The organism is Vreelandella zhanjiangensis DSM 21076, assembly GCF_000377665.1.
Classification (GTDB): domain Bacteria; phylum Pseudomonadota; class Gammaproteobacteria; order Pseudomonadales; family Halomonadaceae; genus Vreelandella; species Vreelandella zhanjiangensis.
On the sequence record NZ_KB898651.1, the window covers coordinates 120,341 to 137,683 of the forward strand.

The following is a 17,343-nucleotide window of genomic DNA, read 5'->3' on the forward strand; positions in this document are numbered from 1 at the left end:
TCACCACTTGGTAGCGGTCAGCAACACACGCTAACAAGTACATAATGAGCCTGACTGGAGAGCCTGATGGCATTTTCTTCTCGACTATCGATTTATCTTATTGCCTTGGGCGCCTTTTCATTAGGTATGGCGTCCTATGTCACCGCAGGGCTTATTCCCCTGATCACCTCTGCATTTCTAGTCTCGGATGCGATGGCGGCACAGTTAGTGACGGCGTTTACGCTGGCCTATGGCCTGATTTCGCCCATCGCGGTCGCGCTGCTCCCAGGCAATCAGCAGCGAACGGGGTTAATTATCGCGCTAGCACTTTTCGTTGTGGCGAATGTGGCAAGTGCGCTGGCCGCAAGCTTTGCAATGCTAGTGGCTTGGCGAGCACTGGCGGGCGTGGGAGCCGGGGTTTATCTGGCATTGGGAATTGCGGCCTCAGCGACGCTGGCGCCTGAAGCGCAGCGCGGCAAAGCCATCGCGGTCATTATGGGCGGCATGGCAAGCGGTACGGTACTCGGCGTGCCGCTTAGTCTGTTACTCGCCGAGCAACTGGGCTGGACATCAGCCATGTGGCTGATTGCACTGCTCGGCGCGATTTCCCTGGCAGGCCTTTACCTTAAGCTACCCGGCATTCCCGCCGCGCCTTATGTTTCACTGTGGCGCAAGCTGACTATTTTGAAGCACCCCGCCACGCTGACCATTTTGACCGTCTCGCTCTTGGGTGCCATAGCCAGCCTTGGCATGTATACCTTTATTGCACCGTTTATGGCGGCATCCTCTTCCGGCGAAACCGCGTCTATCGCGCTCTACCTATGGGTTTGGGGCGTCGGCGGGATTCTGGGCAGCTTTTTAATTGGCCCGATTGTGGATAAAAGCCAAGGCTCCAGGGTTGTGCTGGTGATTATGCTGTTATTGGCAGTTTCTCTGATTAGCCTGCCAGTCGCCGCCTCACTGCACCCATGGCTTGCGCTTGTGCCTATCAGCTTATGGGGAGCCGTTGGCTGGGCGTTACAGGTACCGCAAAATAATGCGCTAATGCGCGTTCGCCAACAGCATGGCGATGGTAATCTGGCGGTGGCGCTGAATGAATCAGCCCTATACCTGGGTAGCGCTATTGGGGCGGTAGCTGGCGGGCTTATGCTTTCCAATGCATTACCTGTCTGGATACTTGCTGTAAGCGCCGGTGCGCTAGCAGCCGTCGGGGCACTAGTGCAGCTCACCATGGGCCCGCGGAGTCATTAAGCAATTAGTATTAAATACTTAGCGCACGGCAAGCCGTCAGCGGATAAGAAAGAAGGAAATATTGCCTCGGCCTGGAAAATAAATACAAAAACCCTTTGACGCGCGACGCCAATCGTGACACTGTAGCGTCAGTTGGTTAGCAAGCAGCATGGTTTCAGAAGTGTACGATCTTTTTCGGCAAGCCTGATATTGTATTCCTTGTTTCACCCGCTACTTAATCTGGGTAATACCAGGAACTTTATTACAGCGCATATGCGCGAAAGGATTTACACATGGCAACTGGCACAGTTAAATGGTTCAACGACACTAAAGGCTTCGGTTTCATCGCTCCTTCTGACGGCAGCGACGACCTGTTTGCACACTTCTCCGAAATTCAGTCTGACGGCTTCAAAACCCTTCAAGAAGGCGCTAGCGTTTCTTTTGACGTTACCCAGGGTAAAAAAGGCCTTCAGGCTTCTAACATCAAGCAAACTTCTTAATATTTATTATTAAGTGTTTGTTCAGACCTTAGGGTCTGACTGACAAGGCCCGCTTCGGCGGGCCTTGTTGCGTTTGGGTCCAGTAAAGTTGTGACCAAACCAAACAAGCCGCCAATCACGGCTTGCCCGCCCTTCTTCTATGCGTTTTTAATCCATTTAATCACTCGCACATCAACACTCACGATGAGTGTCTCCAGTGCTGCCGCTCTTTCGCGGCCCTCAGCGCTTGCCCGATAAAGATGCGGGGTCATGGCCAGCAGATCCGCAATGGACTCTTTACCATTCAGCGTGAGCGAGTAACTGACCGTTTCAGCTACTTGCGCAGTAAATCCTTCCGGCACTAACTGCTCACCACTGCGCTCAGGCTTGAGCGTTGGATAAATGATTTCGCGCAGCTCGCGTAAATGATTTGCGCCTGCTTCTACCTGTAACAGCACCCCACCCGGCTTGAGCACCCTGGCAAACTCGCTCATCACGGGAAAGCCGAACATGCATAGCAGCCTATCCAGCGAGGCAGATTGCACAGGCAAGTTAGCGTTACTGCCTACTACCCAAGTGGCAGACGGGTCTTTTTGACGACCCTGCTCTTGCTGGCGGCTTTGCTCTTTATAAAGACTCTGCTCTTTATGAAAACTCTGTTTGGCCGCGGCCATGGCCGCCCATTTGGAAATATCCAGGCCAATCAGCTCAAGCTGGGTATTATCAGACGCCGCCTGGGCCAGCTGACGCAGGTAATAGCCCTCACCACAACCGGCATCCAGGCAGCTAAGCGGCAGATTTTCCGGCGCGCCGTTCAAGGCAGCGTGATTGATAGCGTCTGCAATGGGCTGATAATACCCGGCATTCAGAAAACGCTGTCGGGCAGCCACCATGGCCTTGCTATCGCCTGGGTCGTTTGAACGCTTGTTCTGAACCGGCAAAAGATTCACATAGCCCTGTTTGGCAATATCAAAACTGTGCCCGGCCGCGCAGCGCCAAGCACCTTCGGCTTGAGTCAGCGGGTCGCCATCAAGCGGGCAGGCCAGGGCTTTAAACGCGTTAAATGACATAAATTGAGTTTTCAGAGAAGGAGAAGTCAGCAGTTAGCGTACCACCACTACGATACCGAGCATGATAGCCACACCACCGATTAGAAAGTTAAGGCTCAAAGGCTCGTTGAGCAGTAGAGTACCAAAAAGTAGGCCAAAAAGCGGCGCCAAAAAAGAGAACACCCCTAACTGCGAAGCGCGGTAGCGCCGCAGGAGCGAAAACCATAGTAATAAAGCACCAAAAGAAACAATGACCGTTTGAAATCCAAGGCTTAAAATAGCCATTGACGAAAACTGAGCGTTCATTAGCTGCCCGGATACCAAAGCGGCAGGCACTAGCAGCAATGCCGTTATGCTTAGCTGATAGCTTAACGTAAGCTCAGCGGGCTGTTCTGAAAGCGAGCTTCTACGAATCACCACTGTCGTGGCGGCCCAGGATAATCCCGCTAATATTCCCAACATATCGCCGAACAGTATATCTGTCTCGATGCTACCTTTCTGCCCAGGTGCTATCGCTATCACCATGCCAATAAATGCAAAGCCGATGCCCCACCACTGACGATGCGCGAGCTGCTCCCCAGGCACAATTAAATGTAGCCCCAAGGCAGCAAAGATAGGCGCCGTGTAAAGGAAAACCGACATATGGGAAGCCAGCGTGTAATGAAGCCCCCAGGCCAAGAACAAAAACTCACAGGTAAAGTCCAGACCTACAAGCAGTCCCGGCCGCCAGTGCGTGCAGACATCTCTCCAGCGAACGCCCTTCCAGAGAGCCCAGGCGATAACCAGTAGGCTGGCAAAAAGCGAGCGTAGCGCAATTTGGGTAAGCGGTGAGATTTCCTCAGCCACGCCCTTGATAGCAACCTGCTGAAACCCGAGTATCAGGCAGAAAAGCAGCATTAGCCCTGATGCCGAAAGCCCCACGGGTTTTCGCTTATAGGCAGCACTTTTTTGGTAAGTCGCTGTGGGTATAGCGGATTGTGAATGGCGCATACAGCCCCCCTTTTCAATGAGAGGGCTATTGCATCAGGAGCGAAAATCGCCTACAACCGATTACTTCTCCAGCCTAGGATCAGCAAAACTCATCCTATGAAAATTGAACGCCTACCGCTAAACGCGCTACGCGCTTTTGCCGAAGCTGCCCGCGAAAACAGTTTCAAAAAAGCCGCTATACGACTCAGCGTTACCCCTGGCGCCGTCAGCCGCCAAGTCAAGCAGTTAGAGTCCAGACTGGGAGTCGCTCTCTTTGAGCGACACGCCAATGGCGTGCTATTGACCGAGGCAGGAAAAGTACTATTAGAGGACGTGCAGGCGGGGCTTTCACTGATTGCAAGCGGAGTGGAGCAGATTACTCAGCGCTCTAGCGAGGCCTTCGAGCTGGTAATCAGCGCACCCCCTTCTTTTTTGCAGCTTTGGTTACTGCCACGGCTTCACCAGTTCGAAGCACGCGAGCGCAACATCAACATCTCATTGGATGCCGATGCCAATTTAACGTCGCCGCTATGGCTACCTAACCGTGCCAAGCTGTCACTGCGTTACGGGCAAGGCCCCTGGCAAGGCGTCAACAGCATCCAGCTGTTCGAAGATGTACTCTTTCCGGTGTGCTCACCGGCGCTGCTCGCCCAAAACAGCATACAAGCGCCTGAGGATCTGCTGACCCAAACTCTATTGACGGTTGAATGGCACCGACATGCACTGACATCCTGCCAAGCACCGAGCTGGAATGACTGGTTTGTGAGTGTCGGTATCAAAAATCACCGTTTGCCTGCCCCAAGACAATACTCTCTTTATAGCTTAGCGCTCGACCAAGCCATTGCTGGCGAAGGCATCGTGCTAGCGAGTTATCCGCTGATTGCCGACCGGCTGGCTAGCGGCGTTCTAGTACGTCCTTTTGAAGAGAAGTACTCGCTCGTATCGCGCTCTGGATACGACCTTATCCTCCCTGTCCATGGAGAAGCGCCGGAAGCAGTTAGGCGCTTTGTCGGGTGGTTGACCCAGGAGGCGGCGCGATTTAAAGACGCCCCTTTTCACCCTTAAGTGCTTTCCGGCTTGCGCGCATAGCCCTTGAACAACCCATGCTGCCACTGACGCACCGCGAGCACCGAGGTAGTACCAAAGCGCTGGGTGATGGGCAGGCTGCTTTCCCGTTCACAGAGTTCATGGAACTCCTTGGCCAGGCGCTGCATGATCTGTTGCCACTCGTCATTACCCGCCCGGGAGAGCAGGCCGTTGAGGACCAGCAGCTTTTCGCTTTCGCTGTCAAAACGCGATCGGAAAAAGTCGTTGGCAATATGTTGCTGGAAGAACTGCTGAATAGGGCCGCCAGGCCGCCAGCGAAAATTAGGCGCTACTCTGCGTTTAATTCGGTTACCCGGCAACAGCTGGATAAGGGCAAGCCGTTCAAGCTTAAGCAGTTGCTGGGTGCATTCCGCTTCGCTTAGCTGATACTGATGATGAATCTCATCAAAGCTATAACCATTGATTACGCAAACGGCAATCAAGAATAGCTTGGGGTCATCAGCAATACTCTGCTCTTGCGCCTGAGTAAGCTCTTGCAGGCGGCGCTCTTCGGTTTGCATGGCTTGCACCAGCTCGGCAAATTCAAGGTTGAGCTGCTCACAGATACATTCAAGGCGTGCTAACGTGATATTGCGTTCAGCAAAAAGCCGCTTGACCGATGCTTCGCTTAATCCAAGCCACTGAGCTACATCGGCGTAGGTTTTTCCCTGCGTTCGCAGCTGACGCTTTAAAGTATTAAGCAGTGAGTCGGTTTGAGACACGGCAATCCCCTAGCTTAAAAGTATCGAATAACGATACTTTACCGTACAAATAACGCAACTCATCTTTAAAAGGTTGCGTAAATTAGAGCTGTAAAGGAAAGTCCGATGACTTCGAGACGCAAACAAGGCTAACGAACCATGCAACGACTGCTCCGCACGCCAGGTGCCTGGCCTTATCTTATCGCTATCTTTCTCAATGCCTTTATGGATTTAGGGCACAAGATCGTGATTCAAAATACGATCTTCAAAAGCTATGATGGCACCGCCCAGATAGTCCTGACGGCACTGGTGAACGGGCTGATTCTGCTGCCCTTTATCATGCTGTTCAGCCCTGCCGGTCATGTCGCCGATACCTACCCCAAAGTGCGCATTCTACGTTTTTCGGCGTGGGCAGCGGTGGCCATTTCACTGGGTATTACCGCGGCTTACTATCAGGGCTGGTTCTGGCTCGCCTTCGCCATGACGCTGCTTCTGGCGATCCAGTCAGCCTTCTACTCCCCGGCCAAGTACGGCATGGTCAGAGCCCTGTTTGGCAAGCCGCGCCTGGCAGAAGCCAATGGCCTTATCCAGGCGCTTACCATCGGCGCCATTCTGGCAGGCACGGTGGTTTTCACTGCCTTCTTTGAAACCTGGACACCTCTTGCGAACCAATCCCCAGACCAGCTGTTGCGCCAGATTGCCCCGCTAGGTTGGTTGCTGGTGGTTAACAGCGTGATTCAGGTGCTGGCTCTGTATCGCTTGCCACTGGATACCCCACCTTCGCCAGGCACGCCGCTTACCTGGCAACGCTACATTAAAGGCAGTGCTCTAAAAGACAATCTACGCCTTGTTGCATCCCAGCCCGTATTAAAGCTTTCGATTATTGGTCTGGCCACGTTCTGGTCGGTCGGCCAGGTGCTGCTGGCGGCTTTCCCCGCCTATGCCAAAGGCGCACTCGACATAGGTAACACGCTGGTGCTTCAAGGTATTCTCGCCGCCAGCGGTATCGGCATCGCACTGGGCTCGGTACTCGCCAGCAAGCTTTCCCGCAACCGGATTGAAACAGGTTTGATTCCCGTTGGCGCTGTGGGCGTGGCCGTTGGCTTATGGTGCCTGCCGCTACTCACGTCGCCGCTAGGTCAGGCGCTGAACTTTGTGTTTATCGGCTTGATGGGTGGGCTATTTATCGTGCCGCTCAATGCGCTAATCCAGTTCCATGCCGCTGACAACGAGCTGGGCACTGTACTGGCTGCCAATAACTGGATTCAAAACCTTGCCATGCTGGGCTTTCTGGTGCTCACGGCGCTGTTCGCTTTGGCGGGCGTGGATAGCCACTATCTACTGCTATTGATTGCCAGCGTAGCGATGATCGGCGGCGGCTACACCATCGTTAAGCTGCCCCAAAGCTTAGTGCGCTTTTTATTAGGCTTTCTGCTTACCCGACGCTACCGGGTGGATGTCCACGGCCTGGAAAATATGCCCGCCCAGGGTGGCGTACTGCTATTGGGTAACCATATCAGCTGGGTGGATTGGGCCATGGTGCAGATCGCAAGCCCCCGGCCGGTGCGCTTTGTGATGCTTAAAAGCATTTATCAGCGCTGGTATCTACGCTGGTTCTTTAAAGCGCTGGGCTGTATTCCTATTGAGCGCGGCGTTGGCGCCGAAGAGGCGCTAACTGCCGTTGCCGACCAGCTCAACGCCGGTGAAGTGGTGTGTCTGTTTCCGGAAGGCGCCATCAGCCGCACGGGACAGCTGGGCGAATTTCGTAAAGGCTATGAGCGCGCCTGCAAAATGGCCAACCCCGATGTCAAAACCGTCCCGTTTTATCTGCGCGGGCTATGGGGCAGCCAGTTCTCGCACTCCTCCAGCAAGCTGAAAGAGCTGCGCTATGCACCGCTGCACCGCTCAATCGTCGTGGTGTTTGGTCAAACGCTACCGAAAGAGACCCCGGCGGATGTGCTTAAGCGGCGTATTTTCGAGCAGGCCACCCGCTCCTGGCAGCTATCCATGGAGAATCTGCATACCCTGCCGGATGCCTGGATACGCAGCGTCAAGCGCCGCCCCGGCAAACTGGCCCTGGCTGATACCATCAGCCGCCCGCTGAGTGCCGCGAAGGCGCTGACCGCCAGCATTCTGATGGCCAAACGTATTCGCAAGCAGAGCAAGGCGCAAAACGTTGGCCTGCTACTGCCCACCAGTAGCGCCGGCGTCCTTGCCAACATGGCGACACTGCTGGCGGGTAAAACGGTGGTCAACCTCAACTACACCGCAAGCCAGGAGGCGTTGGCGTCTGCATTGGCACAGGCGGAGATTGAAACCGTTTACACCTCGCAGCGCTTTGTCGAAAAGCTTGAACAGCGCGGGCTGAATATTGCCGAGCTGCTTGCCAAGCAGAATGTTGTCTACCTGGAAGCGCTGCAAGCCTCAATGGGCCGGGGTGAGCGCCTGTTTACCTGGCTTTCAGTACGCCTGCTGCCCACGGGGCTATTGCGCCTGCTATATTGCCGAGCGCATGACGCCGAAGCCACCGCTGCCATTCTTTTCTCCAGCGGCAGCGAGGGGCAGCCGAAGGGGGTAATGCTCAGCCACCGTAACCTGATGGCCAACGTGAAGCAGACCTCCGACGCGTTGAACACTGAACATAACGACGTCATGATGGCCTCGCTCCCGCTGTTTCATGCCTTTGGCCTAACGGTTACCCAGTTTTTGCCCTTGATTGAAGGTCTACCGCTGGTGTGCCATCCCGACCCGACCGATGCCGTGGGTATTGCAAAAGCGGTGGCCAAGTATCAGGCGACCATTATGTGCGGCACTTCCACGTTCCTGCGCCTGTTTACACGTAGCCCCAAGGTTCATCCTTTGATGCTGGATAGTATAAGAGTGGTGGTGGCCGGGGCGGAAAAGGTCGACGACAGCGTACGCAGCGCGTTCCAGCTTAAATTCCATAAGCTGATTTATGAGGGATACGGCGCGACAGAAACCTCTCCCGTGGCGGCAGTCAACCTGCCCGATGCGCTGGATATCAACTATCTACAGGTTCAGCGTGGGGCCAAGGTGGGAAGTGTGGGTATGCCCCTGCCCGGCACGAGCTTCAAGATTGTTGACCCGGAAAGCTTTGAAGAGCTGTCCACGGGCGATGCGGGCATGATTCTGATCAGCGGCCCCCAGGTCATGCAGGGCTACCTGAATGATCCAGCACGCACCCACGCTGCGCTGTGCGAAATCGACCATCAGCAGTGGTATGTGACTAACGATAAAGGCTATCTAGACGAGGATGGCTTTCTAACCATCGTTGACCGCTACTCGCGGTTTGCCAAGATCGGCGGCGAAATAGTCGGCCTTGCTTCAGTAGAACAAGCCGTGAAAGCCACGCTGAGCGACCCGGACACGGCCATCATGGCGGTCAACATACCGGATGCAAGTAAAGGCGAGCGAATTGTGCTGCTGTCAGAGACACCGCTGGATGCTAAAACGGTCAGGGCCGCGATGCTGGAAAATAGCGTATCGCCGATGATGGTACCCAGCTACTGGCTAACGGTAGATACCCTGCCCCGTCTGGGTTCTGGCAAGCAGGATATTGCAGGGGCCAAGCGGTTGGCGCAGGAAAAACTAGCCGAAAGCGAGAAGCAGCCAGCGCCTTGATGCAGGCAATCGCGTGCCGGCATTTCAAGATATAGCGCTCGCCCAGCCCGAAAACAGACAGCCCTCTAATCTTAAAGCGCTGTCTGCTCTTAACCGCTCAACCACGGCGTGAATTAGAAGATTTTATTCACTAAAAACGCTGAGTTTTATCCATGGTTTCTAAGTTGATTGTGTATTAGATTGCTACTGGCTATTTCGAGGTAGGGTGTTTCCTCGAAGCCCCCCTATCCGAAAACAAGGAATGCATTATGCCCAACCCCGCGATCAATATTTACAAGCAGCGCCGCAGTCAATATGTCATTGGTAAAGATATTCCCATCAGCCAGACGGTGGTGACCGCGTTGATCAAGGAAGCCGTCAAGCAGGCGCCTACCTCGTTCAACTCGCAAAGCTCGCGTGCGGTTATTCTGTTCAATGAACAGCACGACAAGTTCTGGCAGTTAGTCATGGATACGCTGCGCAAGATCGTACCGGCTGACTCTTTTGAGCCTACCGAGAAAAAAATTAATAGCTTTGCCGCCGGTGCAGGCACCGTTCTGTTTTTTGAAGACCAGGACGTGATCAAAGGACTGCAAGACAAATTCCCGCTCTACGCCGACAACTTCCCTGTCTGGTCAGAGCACGCCACCGGTATCGCCCAGTTTGCCGTGTGGACAGCGCTTTCAGAAGCCGATATCGGCGCCAGCCTGCAGCACTACAACCCCATCATCGATGACGCCGTATTTGAAACCTGGGATCTACCCTCTTCCTGGAGGCTGCGCGCCCAGATGCCGTTTGGCTCTCATGAAGCACCGTTTGGCGAGAAGACCTTCATGAACGACGAAGAGCGCTTCCGCGTATTTTCCTGATCGGTATCTACCGCCCGCTGAGCATGGGTCATCCAAGCCAGCGGGCGAAGTGTGGATAGCTGGGCGAAGGCTAACCTCGACTTAGCCACTGTTTTAGCCACTACTCATTTTGCGAAGGCGGCACTCTGTACCGGGGCTTCTCAGCTTTTTGGCCGCTAGCTTTATCCTTGGTCTCATCCTTTTTGGCAGCTTCGTCGCTGTCTTCATCAGCGTTTGGCTCTTCAGCAGCGTTCGATTCTTCACCAAAAGTGTCATCTTTCTGCGCAAAAGGTTCGCTGTGTTCTTCCTCACTCTCCTTTCGATGCTCACCTGCTTCTGGGTTTTCTGCTTCGGGTTTTTCTGCTTCAGTCGTATCTTCCTTGTCAGAAGAAGGCGCCGCTTCATCCGAACACTCTTCATTCTTGGAGCGCGCCGAGCTCTCTTGATCGCCTGAGGCCTTGACGTTGCGTGTCACCGGCTCGCCTTTAGCAACATCATGATGGCTGATCACCATGACCTCGCGCGGCCACCACTCGGGATGTTCATCGCGAATAAACGCCATTAGCTTTTCCCTGACATTCATTTCTGCAGTCCAGCCGGAAAGCGGGTCGGACGTCATCAGATAACAGGTAAGGGTTTGAGCCGTAGCGGTTTGTCCTGTTACATGGCACAGTAATTTGTGGTGTTCGACCACGCTGTCTTCTTCCTTGGCAAAAGCCAAAAACTTTTCTCTGACCAGCTCAACATTGGCACTTAAGTGAAGAATCAGCTCCAAGCTGCGGTACATCTTGGCACTTTTAACCGAAAGGTTTTCAAAAGGCTTAGAGGTAAAGTAGGTGACCGGCACGATCAGCCGCCGATCATCCCATACCCTCAAGCTGATAAACGTATAGAAGATGCCCTCTACGTAGCACCACTGACCTTCAAACATTACCAAATCGCCGATACGAATCGGCTTGGCAAGCGACAGCTGGAAAGAAGACAGGATATTACCCAGCACCGTCTGCCCGGCAATACCCACTAGCACAGCCAAAACGCTCGCCGAAGCTAAAATCGATAACCCCAACGTTTCAAAAAGCTGGATCTTGCTTAAAACATAAATCGAAACGCTGATTACCGTAAGCAGAATGATGCCCCGGCGTAAGGCGTATAACGAGGTTAAAAGCTTACGCTCATCCTTGGGCTTGGTGTCGTCGATTTCTCCCACCAGTCGGCGTGTCATACGCAGCATGATGGTATCTACCAGGCGCAGCGCAATGGTACCGAGACTCCAGGCCATAATGGCAATCAACAATACCCGAAAGGTGGTCGTTGCCACGGCGGAAAATGACACGACGTAGTCGAGCAGCGTTTGGGTCACCAACGACATCATGATCAATGCCATCGGACCTTTAATTCGCGCAGCGAAGATGCTTCGTGCCCCGCTCGGCAGCAAGCGTGCCATCAGCTCAACCAAGTGGTAGCTTCCCCAACCCACGAAGGTAATCACCAACAGAAAAATCGGAATGGCGATCCATTCCCATATCTTGAGCATCCCAAACGATGCCTTTAAGCTGCTGGGAACATACTCTTCCAGCATTGAAGGACCGTATTCTTCATAAAGATCCGGGATATAGGTGATGCTGTCGGGCATGATCAGCCAGACCGGATCCTGGTCATCTAACCGGTAGCGCCCCAGGCGAATATCGTAGTCCTGGCCTTCTATTTTCAGCGACGCAAGCTCAATATCTCGGCGCGGCTGGCCCGCCAGGGGGTTTTGCCCGGTAGGGTCTTCAACAGCGGCGTCCTGACGACCGGAAAGGTTTGAGGCATTCATCCACTCACCGCGCCGCAATACTTCGGCTAACTGACGGGTCAACAACGCGCCTTGGCTCTGCTGCTCTTCCGCTGACAGGTCATTAAGATTCAATACGTGTGCCGCTTCGGCAAACTTTTCCTCATTGGTTAACCTCAAAAAACTGCGTATCGACTCACGCGGGGTTGCGCGTCGAACGTCGTCAGGCGTCTCATCCAACCCTTCATTTAGCGTACTAATCGCGAACCAACGGCTATCCTGGTCTTCTTCTCCCTGAGATTGCGCCGTGCAGAGGCTGGAAAATACCAATGCTATTACCAGCACTATCCATGTAGGCCACGAGCCGTGTGCTTTCATCATTACTTTATCCATTGAGGTGAGCCGACGTTTGTCCACCAACGTTCAGTAGGTAACACTGTTTTATCCGTGTCAGTGGTGAAACGAATTACAGCCTACCTATGTGGATCAAGCAAGCCAAAGCCTGACCGTCTTATCAGCTTAGTCAGGCTTTAGTCCTACCCAGGCGGCGCTAACGTGCCTTACGCCTAAGCTTTACTCCAGCTTGGTAAGCCGCAGTCGGGCAATTCTGGAAGAGGGCAAAAATGAGTCTGACCGGGCATCTTCCCAGTACTGCTTAAAAACCGTGTGTTCGCATTTTCCAGTGAGCAGCTCATCAGGCTTTAAAAAAGTAAACATCTGGTCGTACGACTGAATCTCATTTTCGGACACCCGACGGATAATATGCTCAGGCCCCAGCTCACTAGGATGGCTAAGCCCGGCGGCACCCAGCATTTCCGCCAATGCTTTTAAGGTATTGCGATGAAAGTTGTATACGCGATCTGTTTTGTCGGCGATATCCAGATGGCGGCTACGATTGGGATCTTGCGTGGCTACCCCACTTGGGCACTTATCGGAGTGGCAGTTGAGTGCCTGAATGCACCCCAGCGAAAACATGAAGCCCCTGCCCGCATTACACCAGTCAGCCCCCAGCGCCATGGTGCGGGCAATATTAAACCCGGATGTCATCTTGCCTGCCGCGCCAATTCGAATCTCCTCGCGAAGCCCAACGCCTACCAGCGTGTTATGCACCAGCGTTAAGGCTTCGGTAAGCGGCACGCCCATACGGTTGATAAACTCAAGCGGCGCCGCGCCGGTCCCGCCTTCACCGCCATCCACCACAATAAAATCCGGCCTTTCGCCGCTTTCCAGCATGGCTTTAACGATCGCAAACCACTCCCAAGGGTGGCCAATTGCCAGCTTGAAACCTACCGGTTTGCCGCCGGAAAGCGTGCGCAGTTGGTCAATAAAGCTCATTAACTCCAACGGGGTTGAGAACGCCGAATGAGCGGCAGGAGAAATCACATCCTGGCCCATAGGTACTTCTCTTGCCTCGGCAATCTCGGCGGTTACCTTGGCCGCAGGCAATATGCCCCCATGGCCTGGCTTCGCGCCCTGAGACAGCTTGATCTCGATCATCTTAACCTGATCATCCACTGCGTTAGCCGCAAAGCGCTCGGCATTAAACGTGCCGTCCTCGTGACGACAGCCGAAGTAGCCGGAGCCTATTTCCCAGACTAGATCACCGCCATGCAAACGATGATAGCGAGAGATCGATCCTTCTCCCGTGTCGTGATAAAACCCGCCCTTGGACGCCCCTGCATTCAGCGCCTCAATGGCATTGCCTGACAGCGAGCCAAAGCTCATCGCTGAAATATTAAACACGCTGGCAAGGTAAGGCTGGGTACAGCGACGACCGCCCACCTGAACGCGAAAATCGGCGTCTTCGATGGAATGGGGACGCAGCGAGTGATTAATCCACTCATGGCCTGGCTGATACATGTCCCGCAGCGAGCCAAAGGGCTTCTTGTCACTCTCGTTTTTAGCGCGCTGATAGACCAGGGCTCGCTGCTCGCGGGAGAAGGGCCGCTCATCCAAATCCGACTGAATAAAGTACTGGCGTATTTCCGGGCCAATCGACTCCAGAAAATACCGAATATGCGCCAGCACAGGATAGTTACGGCTCACCGTGCGCTTACGCTGGCGCACGTCATGCAACCCAAGTAAAACAAGGCCACCAAACACCACCACACCCAGTAACCATATAAGCGAGAAGGACAGCCCTATGAGTGAAATAACCAGCAGACACCAGCAGGCAACAAAGGCAACGTTGCGCAGTGGCAGGCGGGTAAGTCCTCTTGCTTCAATCATATGCGCTAAAACTCCTTGGAGATTGGCAAATTAATAATTAGCAAAGTAATGACTAGCATAGCGTAGGAGCCAGCCGTGGCGTTAAGTTCAATAACAAGTGTTGAACAAAATCAGCGGGGGGAAGCCTGCGCATTCATGTTCCATTCAGGCAATACGTTTATGCTACATGCCGTCAATCAAGCCTCTTGGAGTAATGCCATGGCAGTAACGTATTTTCGCGCAGGCCTGTTGGCTTCGACACTGTCGCTCATGTTAATGGCGAGTATCACTGCTGCTGACCAGCCTTTGCGAATCGAACAGCTCCAGCGCTGTGGCAATCTGCTGGAGCTGGAAAGCCAGGAATTCTGCCTGCACGTGAGCGGGCTTGATGACACCCGTTTTGAGGTCAAGCTGAATGGCGCCCCGCTTCAGGCCGAAAATCTGAGCCACGATAACCACAAGGTGCGTGTGCGCATCTCAAGCGCAGATGCACAAAGCGGCCCACTATGGTTTGAGCAGCACGAGCAGTCCAGCAACCCGGTCTGGGTCAGCCTCCAGGGCAGCCATGTGCTGGCGGCCACCGATCAGGAGGTGGCCAAGAACATGGATGACATTACCACCTACGTGGATCTGATCAGCCTGATCATTGAAGAAGACTACGACGGTGCCGAGGAGGCCCAGCGGCTGGCAGAAAAATACAACGCTGAAGTCGTCGGCATGATCCCGCCGCTCAATACCTATCAATTGCGCTTACCCGTCGACAACCTGGAGGAGCGCGATGCGTTGGTCCTCAGGTTAGGCAGCGAGGTCAGCATCGATGCGGTCGTCGTTGAAGAGTCCAGCGCAGAAGAAACCGCTGAGAGTGAGGCAAACAACCTACCCAATGCAGATGACCAGCGATGGGCATCCAATCGCTTTCTGGATGCCGTGAACTATTACCAGCGGCGTCTACCGCAGAACGGGGATACCGAGACGCAGCCCATACGCATTGGCGTCATTGAGCGAGAAGTCGACTTTGATTCGCCGGATTTTGCCGATTACCTGGGCGACTGCCGTAAAGACTCGTCAAGAACCTGTGTTTATGCACGCGATGCCGCCAAGCCCGACGGGCACGGCACCACGGTTGCCGGCGTTTTTGCCGCGGCCTGGAATGAAGGTGGCAACAGTGGTTTTCTACGCGGCTTGGACGAGGTAGGCCCTGGCTTTGATGTGATTGTGGACCGCAATTCAGATGCAGGCATTACCGCCAATGTCGCCGCCTCGGTAAACTTGGTGGAAGACGGTGCCCGAGTGCTCAACTGGAGCTGGGGCATCCACCGGATAGGCGCTACCGACATTAACGGCGACGAGGTTGATTCATTAGTGCGCTCAGGCATCGCCATGAGTGGCTATGAAGAACTGCTTGAAGAGTTCTTCTTATGGCTGCGCCGAGAACATCCGGATGTAGTGGTAGTGAACTCAGCAGGCAATGCATCATCATTTTCTGGGAGTGATGATTATCGGCTGCCCTCCTCATTCGTGACCGAGCAGCTGTTCGTGGTGGGTGGCCATGAGCGCAGCGATGAGGACGTCCCGGTGGAAGATCCCCGTTACGTGATCAAACGCGAAGCGTCGAATATCGATATGCGTGTGGATATCACTGCGGCGGCCTGTGTGCGCGGGTCTTCCCTGATAGAGGGTGAGCAAGGCGAGGCTCATTGTGGAACCTCCTACGCCACCCCGCTGGTGGCGGGCCTATTGGCCGCCATGATGTCGATAGACCCAGAACTCACGCCAGCGCAGTTACGCATTCTGCTCCGCCGCGGCGCCATGACCATCGGTGAAGAGTACGATTTCGAGCCGACTGATGCCGATGACCTGACCGCACCAATCTTACCGTCGGAACGCGCCAATGACCTGAATCATCCTGATATCGGTCTTTCCGCTCGGCTGAATATGTACAAGACGCTGGATCTAACCGTGCAAAGCCTGGAACGAGACCGCTAGGCTATCTAGAACTACTTAGACTAGAACGACTCAGAAAAGCCCACTCCACGGGGTGGGACAACTACGCTGTTGTGCCAGCGCCTTCCACTGAAGTTAAGGTCAGGGCAACCACATTGCGCGTAAAAATTCCGTGCGCTGGCGGATAAGAAAGGTATGAGCCAACACGTAGCGCATGGAATACGCGGAACCATATAACAGTGAAGGATCACCGCCCTCTGGCACAGGAAACAAGGCCTCAAGGTCGTGCTGCACTTGAAGCCGCCACTGCCGTTGCGCTGCATCGAAACGGGCAAGCACTTCAGCAAGAAACTCAGGGTTCGGCTCGGCGGAATATTGCATGGCAAGTTCTTGACGGAGCGTATCAAGCGCCTCTTGAGCGTCAGCTTGAGCCACGTAGACGCATGCGTTCAATGCGGGCTGGCCTCCCGATGGATCGCAGGCTGCTTGCCATGACCACTTCCCTAAAGAAGCCATCAATGAGATCAAACCGTCCTCGTCCACACCTTGAAATGCGTACTCCTCTCCCTCGACAGTACCTACAATCCCGCCGCTGACATCGCTGTTTTCAGCAATGAAAGGATTCAACTCAAGATTCGCGCCTGCCTGATAATAGGCATACACAGAATAGAATCGCCCATGCATGCCCAACCCCGCATGCTGCAGCGGCCATGAGACAATAGCGAACAGATTGGGCTCGCCTTGAATGGTATAGATGAAACTGGCTTCCAGCCGAGGGTCGCCTCCTTCAATGCCGTATTCATCAACCTTCACCGGGCGACATTCATCATCGGCGGGGTAGTAAACGACGTCGATGTTGGTGTTGCTGCCCGGGGCAAGCGAAGGCTGGAACACGACGACACCATTGGCGAATCGTTCCAGCGCTAGTGGATTATCCGGTGTGGCCACCGCACAAGCGTTTTCAGCCCCAAATGCGTTTACAGCGAAGACGAGGTTTAGCATGGCCATAAGGCACAAGCATTTGATTGAAGTAACTGCCGTCATTGCACCATTATCTCCACTCCAACGTTGAACCTGCACACGATTCTGAAAGATGAAACGGCGCCATGCCTATTACTTATGGCTAAATCCTAGGGCTTGTACGAAAAGTCGCTGAGCGAAGGCCAGACAAGGCAAAAATCAGCGAAAAAACGGACCGGGCTCGCGCGCGAGTTTACTGGGGGTAAATGAGTATTTTGAGCTGATTTTTAACGCCGTATGGCCGAGCGCAAGCAGTTTTCGTACAAAGCCTAATGTTTAACCGACGTGTGTAGTAGTGATATTTACCGCGTTCAGGCTGGGAGGCGCCTTAAACCATCGCGAAGGCGCTTCTCGACCTATACCCATCAGGCAAAATCAACGTAAGCTCTCTATGCTATAAGAGTAAACCATCTGGCATTGACCAGATAACTCCCC

Annotated in this window: 12 protein-coding genes; 6 read left to right on the forward strand and 6 right to left on the reverse strand. The window is 54.0% G+C overall.

Annotation, left to right across the window (positions count from 1 at the left end; all coding sequences use genetic code 11):
- Positions 1-66: 66 nt before the first annotated feature.
- Together D467_RS0112870 and D467_RS0112875 are read left to right on the forward strand one after the other, a co-directional pair.
- Complete coding sequence (locus D467_RS0112870) at positions 67-1,230, forward strand: MFS transporter (RefSeq protein ID WP_018917933.1); 1,164 nt, start codon at positions 67-69, stop codon at positions 1,228-1,230.
- A 272-nt stretch (positions 1,231-1,502) separates the two neighbouring features.
- Positions 1,503-1,709: a cold-shock protein gene (locus tag D467_RS0112875; protein WP_018917934.1), complete on the forward strand. Its 207-nt coding sequence runs from the start codon at positions 1,503-1,505 to the stop codon at positions 1,707-1,709.
- A 137-nt stretch (positions 1,710-1,846) separates the two neighbouring features.
- On the opposite strand, the gene D467_RS0112880 is transcribed toward D467_RS0112875, so the two are convergent.
- Both D467_RS0112880 and D467_RS0112885 read right to left on the reverse strand, forming a co-directional pair.
- Positions 1,847-2,758 (reverse strand): putative RNA methyltransferase, encoded by a 912-nt coding sequence (locus D467_RS0112880; protein ID WP_018917935.1) that lies wholly within the window; start codon positions 2,756-2,758, stop codon positions 1,847-1,849.
- A 33-nt stretch (positions 2,759-2,791) separates the two neighbouring features.
- Positions 2,792-3,727 carry a DMT family transporter gene (locus D467_RS0112885; protein WP_018917936.1) on the reverse strand — a complete coding sequence of 312 codons (936 nt, stop codon included), beginning with the start codon at positions 3,725-3,727 and terminating at the stop codon, positions 2,792-2,794.
- Between the two features lie 96 nt (positions 3,728-3,823).
- On the opposite strand from D467_RS0112885, the gene D467_RS0112890 reads away from it, so the two are divergent.
- A complete protein-coding gene (locus D467_RS0112890) occupies positions 3,824-4,771 on the forward strand; it encodes a LysR substrate-binding domain-containing protein (RefSeq protein ID WP_018917937.1) in 948 nt (315 codons plus the stop codon).
- Here D467_RS0112890 and D467_RS0112895 read toward each other — a convergent pair.
- Positions 4,768-5,514, reverse strand: a complete 747-nt coding sequence (locus tag D467_RS0112895; RefSeq protein WP_018917938.1) for a helix-turn-helix domain-containing protein — start codon at positions 5,512-5,514, stop codon at positions 4,768-4,770. The genes D467_RS0112890 and D467_RS0112895 overlap by 4 nt on opposite strands.
- A gap of 138 nt (positions 5,515-5,652) precedes the next feature.
- On the opposite strand from D467_RS0112895, the gene D467_RS0112900 reads away from it, so the two are divergent.
- A complete protein-coding gene (locus D467_RS0112900) occupies positions 5,653-9,135 on the forward strand; it encodes an acyl-[ACP]--phospholipid O-acyltransferase (RefSeq protein ID WP_018917939.1) in 3,483 nt (1,160 codons plus the stop codon).
- Between the two features lie 248 nt (positions 9,136-9,383).
- Positions 9,384-9,983: a nitroreductase family protein gene (locus D467_RS0112905; RefSeq protein WP_018917940.1), complete on the forward strand. Its 600-nt coding sequence runs from the start codon at positions 9,384-9,386 to the stop codon at positions 9,981-9,983.
- Between the two features lie 100 nt (positions 9,984-10,083).
- On the opposite strand, the gene D467_RS0112910 is transcribed toward D467_RS0112905, so the two are convergent.
- Both D467_RS0112910 and D467_RS0112915 read right to left on the reverse strand, forming a co-directional pair.
- Positions 10,084-12,114, reverse strand: a complete 2,031-nt coding sequence (locus D467_RS0112910) for a mechanosensitive ion channel domain-containing protein (RefSeq protein WP_155826498.1) — start codon at positions 12,112-12,114, stop codon at positions 10,084-10,086.
- A gap of 195 nt (positions 12,115-12,309) precedes the next feature.
- Complete coding sequence (locus D467_RS0112915) at positions 12,310-13,965, reverse strand: FMN-binding glutamate synthase family protein (RefSeq protein ID WP_018917942.1); 1,656 nt, start codon at positions 13,963-13,965, stop codon at positions 12,310-12,312.
- 198 nt (positions 13,966-14,163) lie between these two features.
- Here D467_RS0112915 and D467_RS0112920 point away from each other — a divergent pair, with 198 nt between their 5' ends.
- Positions 14,164-15,930, forward strand: a complete 1,767-nt coding sequence (locus D467_RS0112920; RefSeq protein ID WP_051081746.1) for a S8/S53 family peptidase — start codon at positions 14,164-14,166, stop codon at positions 15,928-15,930.
- A gap of 99 nt (positions 15,931-16,029) precedes the next feature.
- Here the strand turns inward: D467_RS0112920 and D467_RS19575 are convergent, their stop codons facing one another.
- Positions 16,030-16,932, reverse strand: a complete 903-nt coding sequence (locus tag D467_RS19575) for a lysozyme inhibitor LprI family protein (protein ID WP_155826492.1) — start codon at positions 16,930-16,932, stop codon at positions 16,030-16,032.
- Positions 16,933-17,343 lie beyond the last annotated feature (411 nt).

What these genes read in the sequence shown, in the direction of transcription:
- D467_RS0112870 (WP_018917933.1), top strand. Translation starts at nt 67, where the DNA reads ATGGCATTTTCTTCTCGACTATCGATTTATCTTATTGCCTTGGGCGCC.
- D467_RS0112875 (WP_018917934.1), top strand. Translation starts at nt 1,503, where the DNA reads ATGGCAACTGGCACAGTTAAATGGTTCAACGACACTAAAGGCTTCGGT.
- D467_RS0112880 (WP_018917935.1), bottom strand. Translation starts at nt 2,758, where the DNA reads ATGTCATTTAACGCGTTTAAAGCCCTGGCCTGCCCGCTTGATGGCGAC.
- D467_RS0112885 (WP_018917936.1), bottom strand. Translation starts at nt 3,727, where the DNA reads ATGCGCCATTCACAATCCGCTATACCCACAGCGACTTACCAAAAAAGT.
- D467_RS0112890 (WP_018917937.1), top strand. Translation starts at nt 3,824, where the DNA reads ATGAAAATTGAACGCCTACCGCTAAACGCGCTACGCGCTTTTGCCGAA.
- D467_RS0112900 (WP_018917939.1), top strand. Translation starts at nt 5,653, where the DNA reads ATGCAACGACTGCTCCGCACGCCAGGTGCCTGGCCTTATCTTATCGCT.
- D467_RS0112905 (WP_018917940.1), top strand. Translation starts at nt 9,384, where the DNA reads ATGCCCAACCCCGCGATCAATATTTACAAGCAGCGCCGCAGTCAATAT.
- D467_RS0112910 (WP_155826498.1), bottom strand. Translation starts at nt 12,114, where the DNA reads ATGAAAGCACACGGCTCGTGGCCTACATGGATAGTGCTGGTAATAGCA.
- D467_RS0112915 (WP_018917942.1), bottom strand. Translation starts at nt 13,965, where the DNA reads ATGATTGAAGCAAGAGGACTTACCCGCCTGCCACTGCGCAACGTTGCC.
- D467_RS0112920 (WP_051081746.1), top strand. Translation starts at nt 14,164, where the DNA reads ATGGCAGTAACGTATTTTCGCGCAGGCCTGTTGGCTTCGACACTGTCG.
- D467_RS19575 (WP_155826492.1), bottom strand. Translation starts at nt 16,932, where the DNA reads ATGACGGCAGTTACTTCAATCAAATGCTTGTGCCTTATGGCCATGCTA.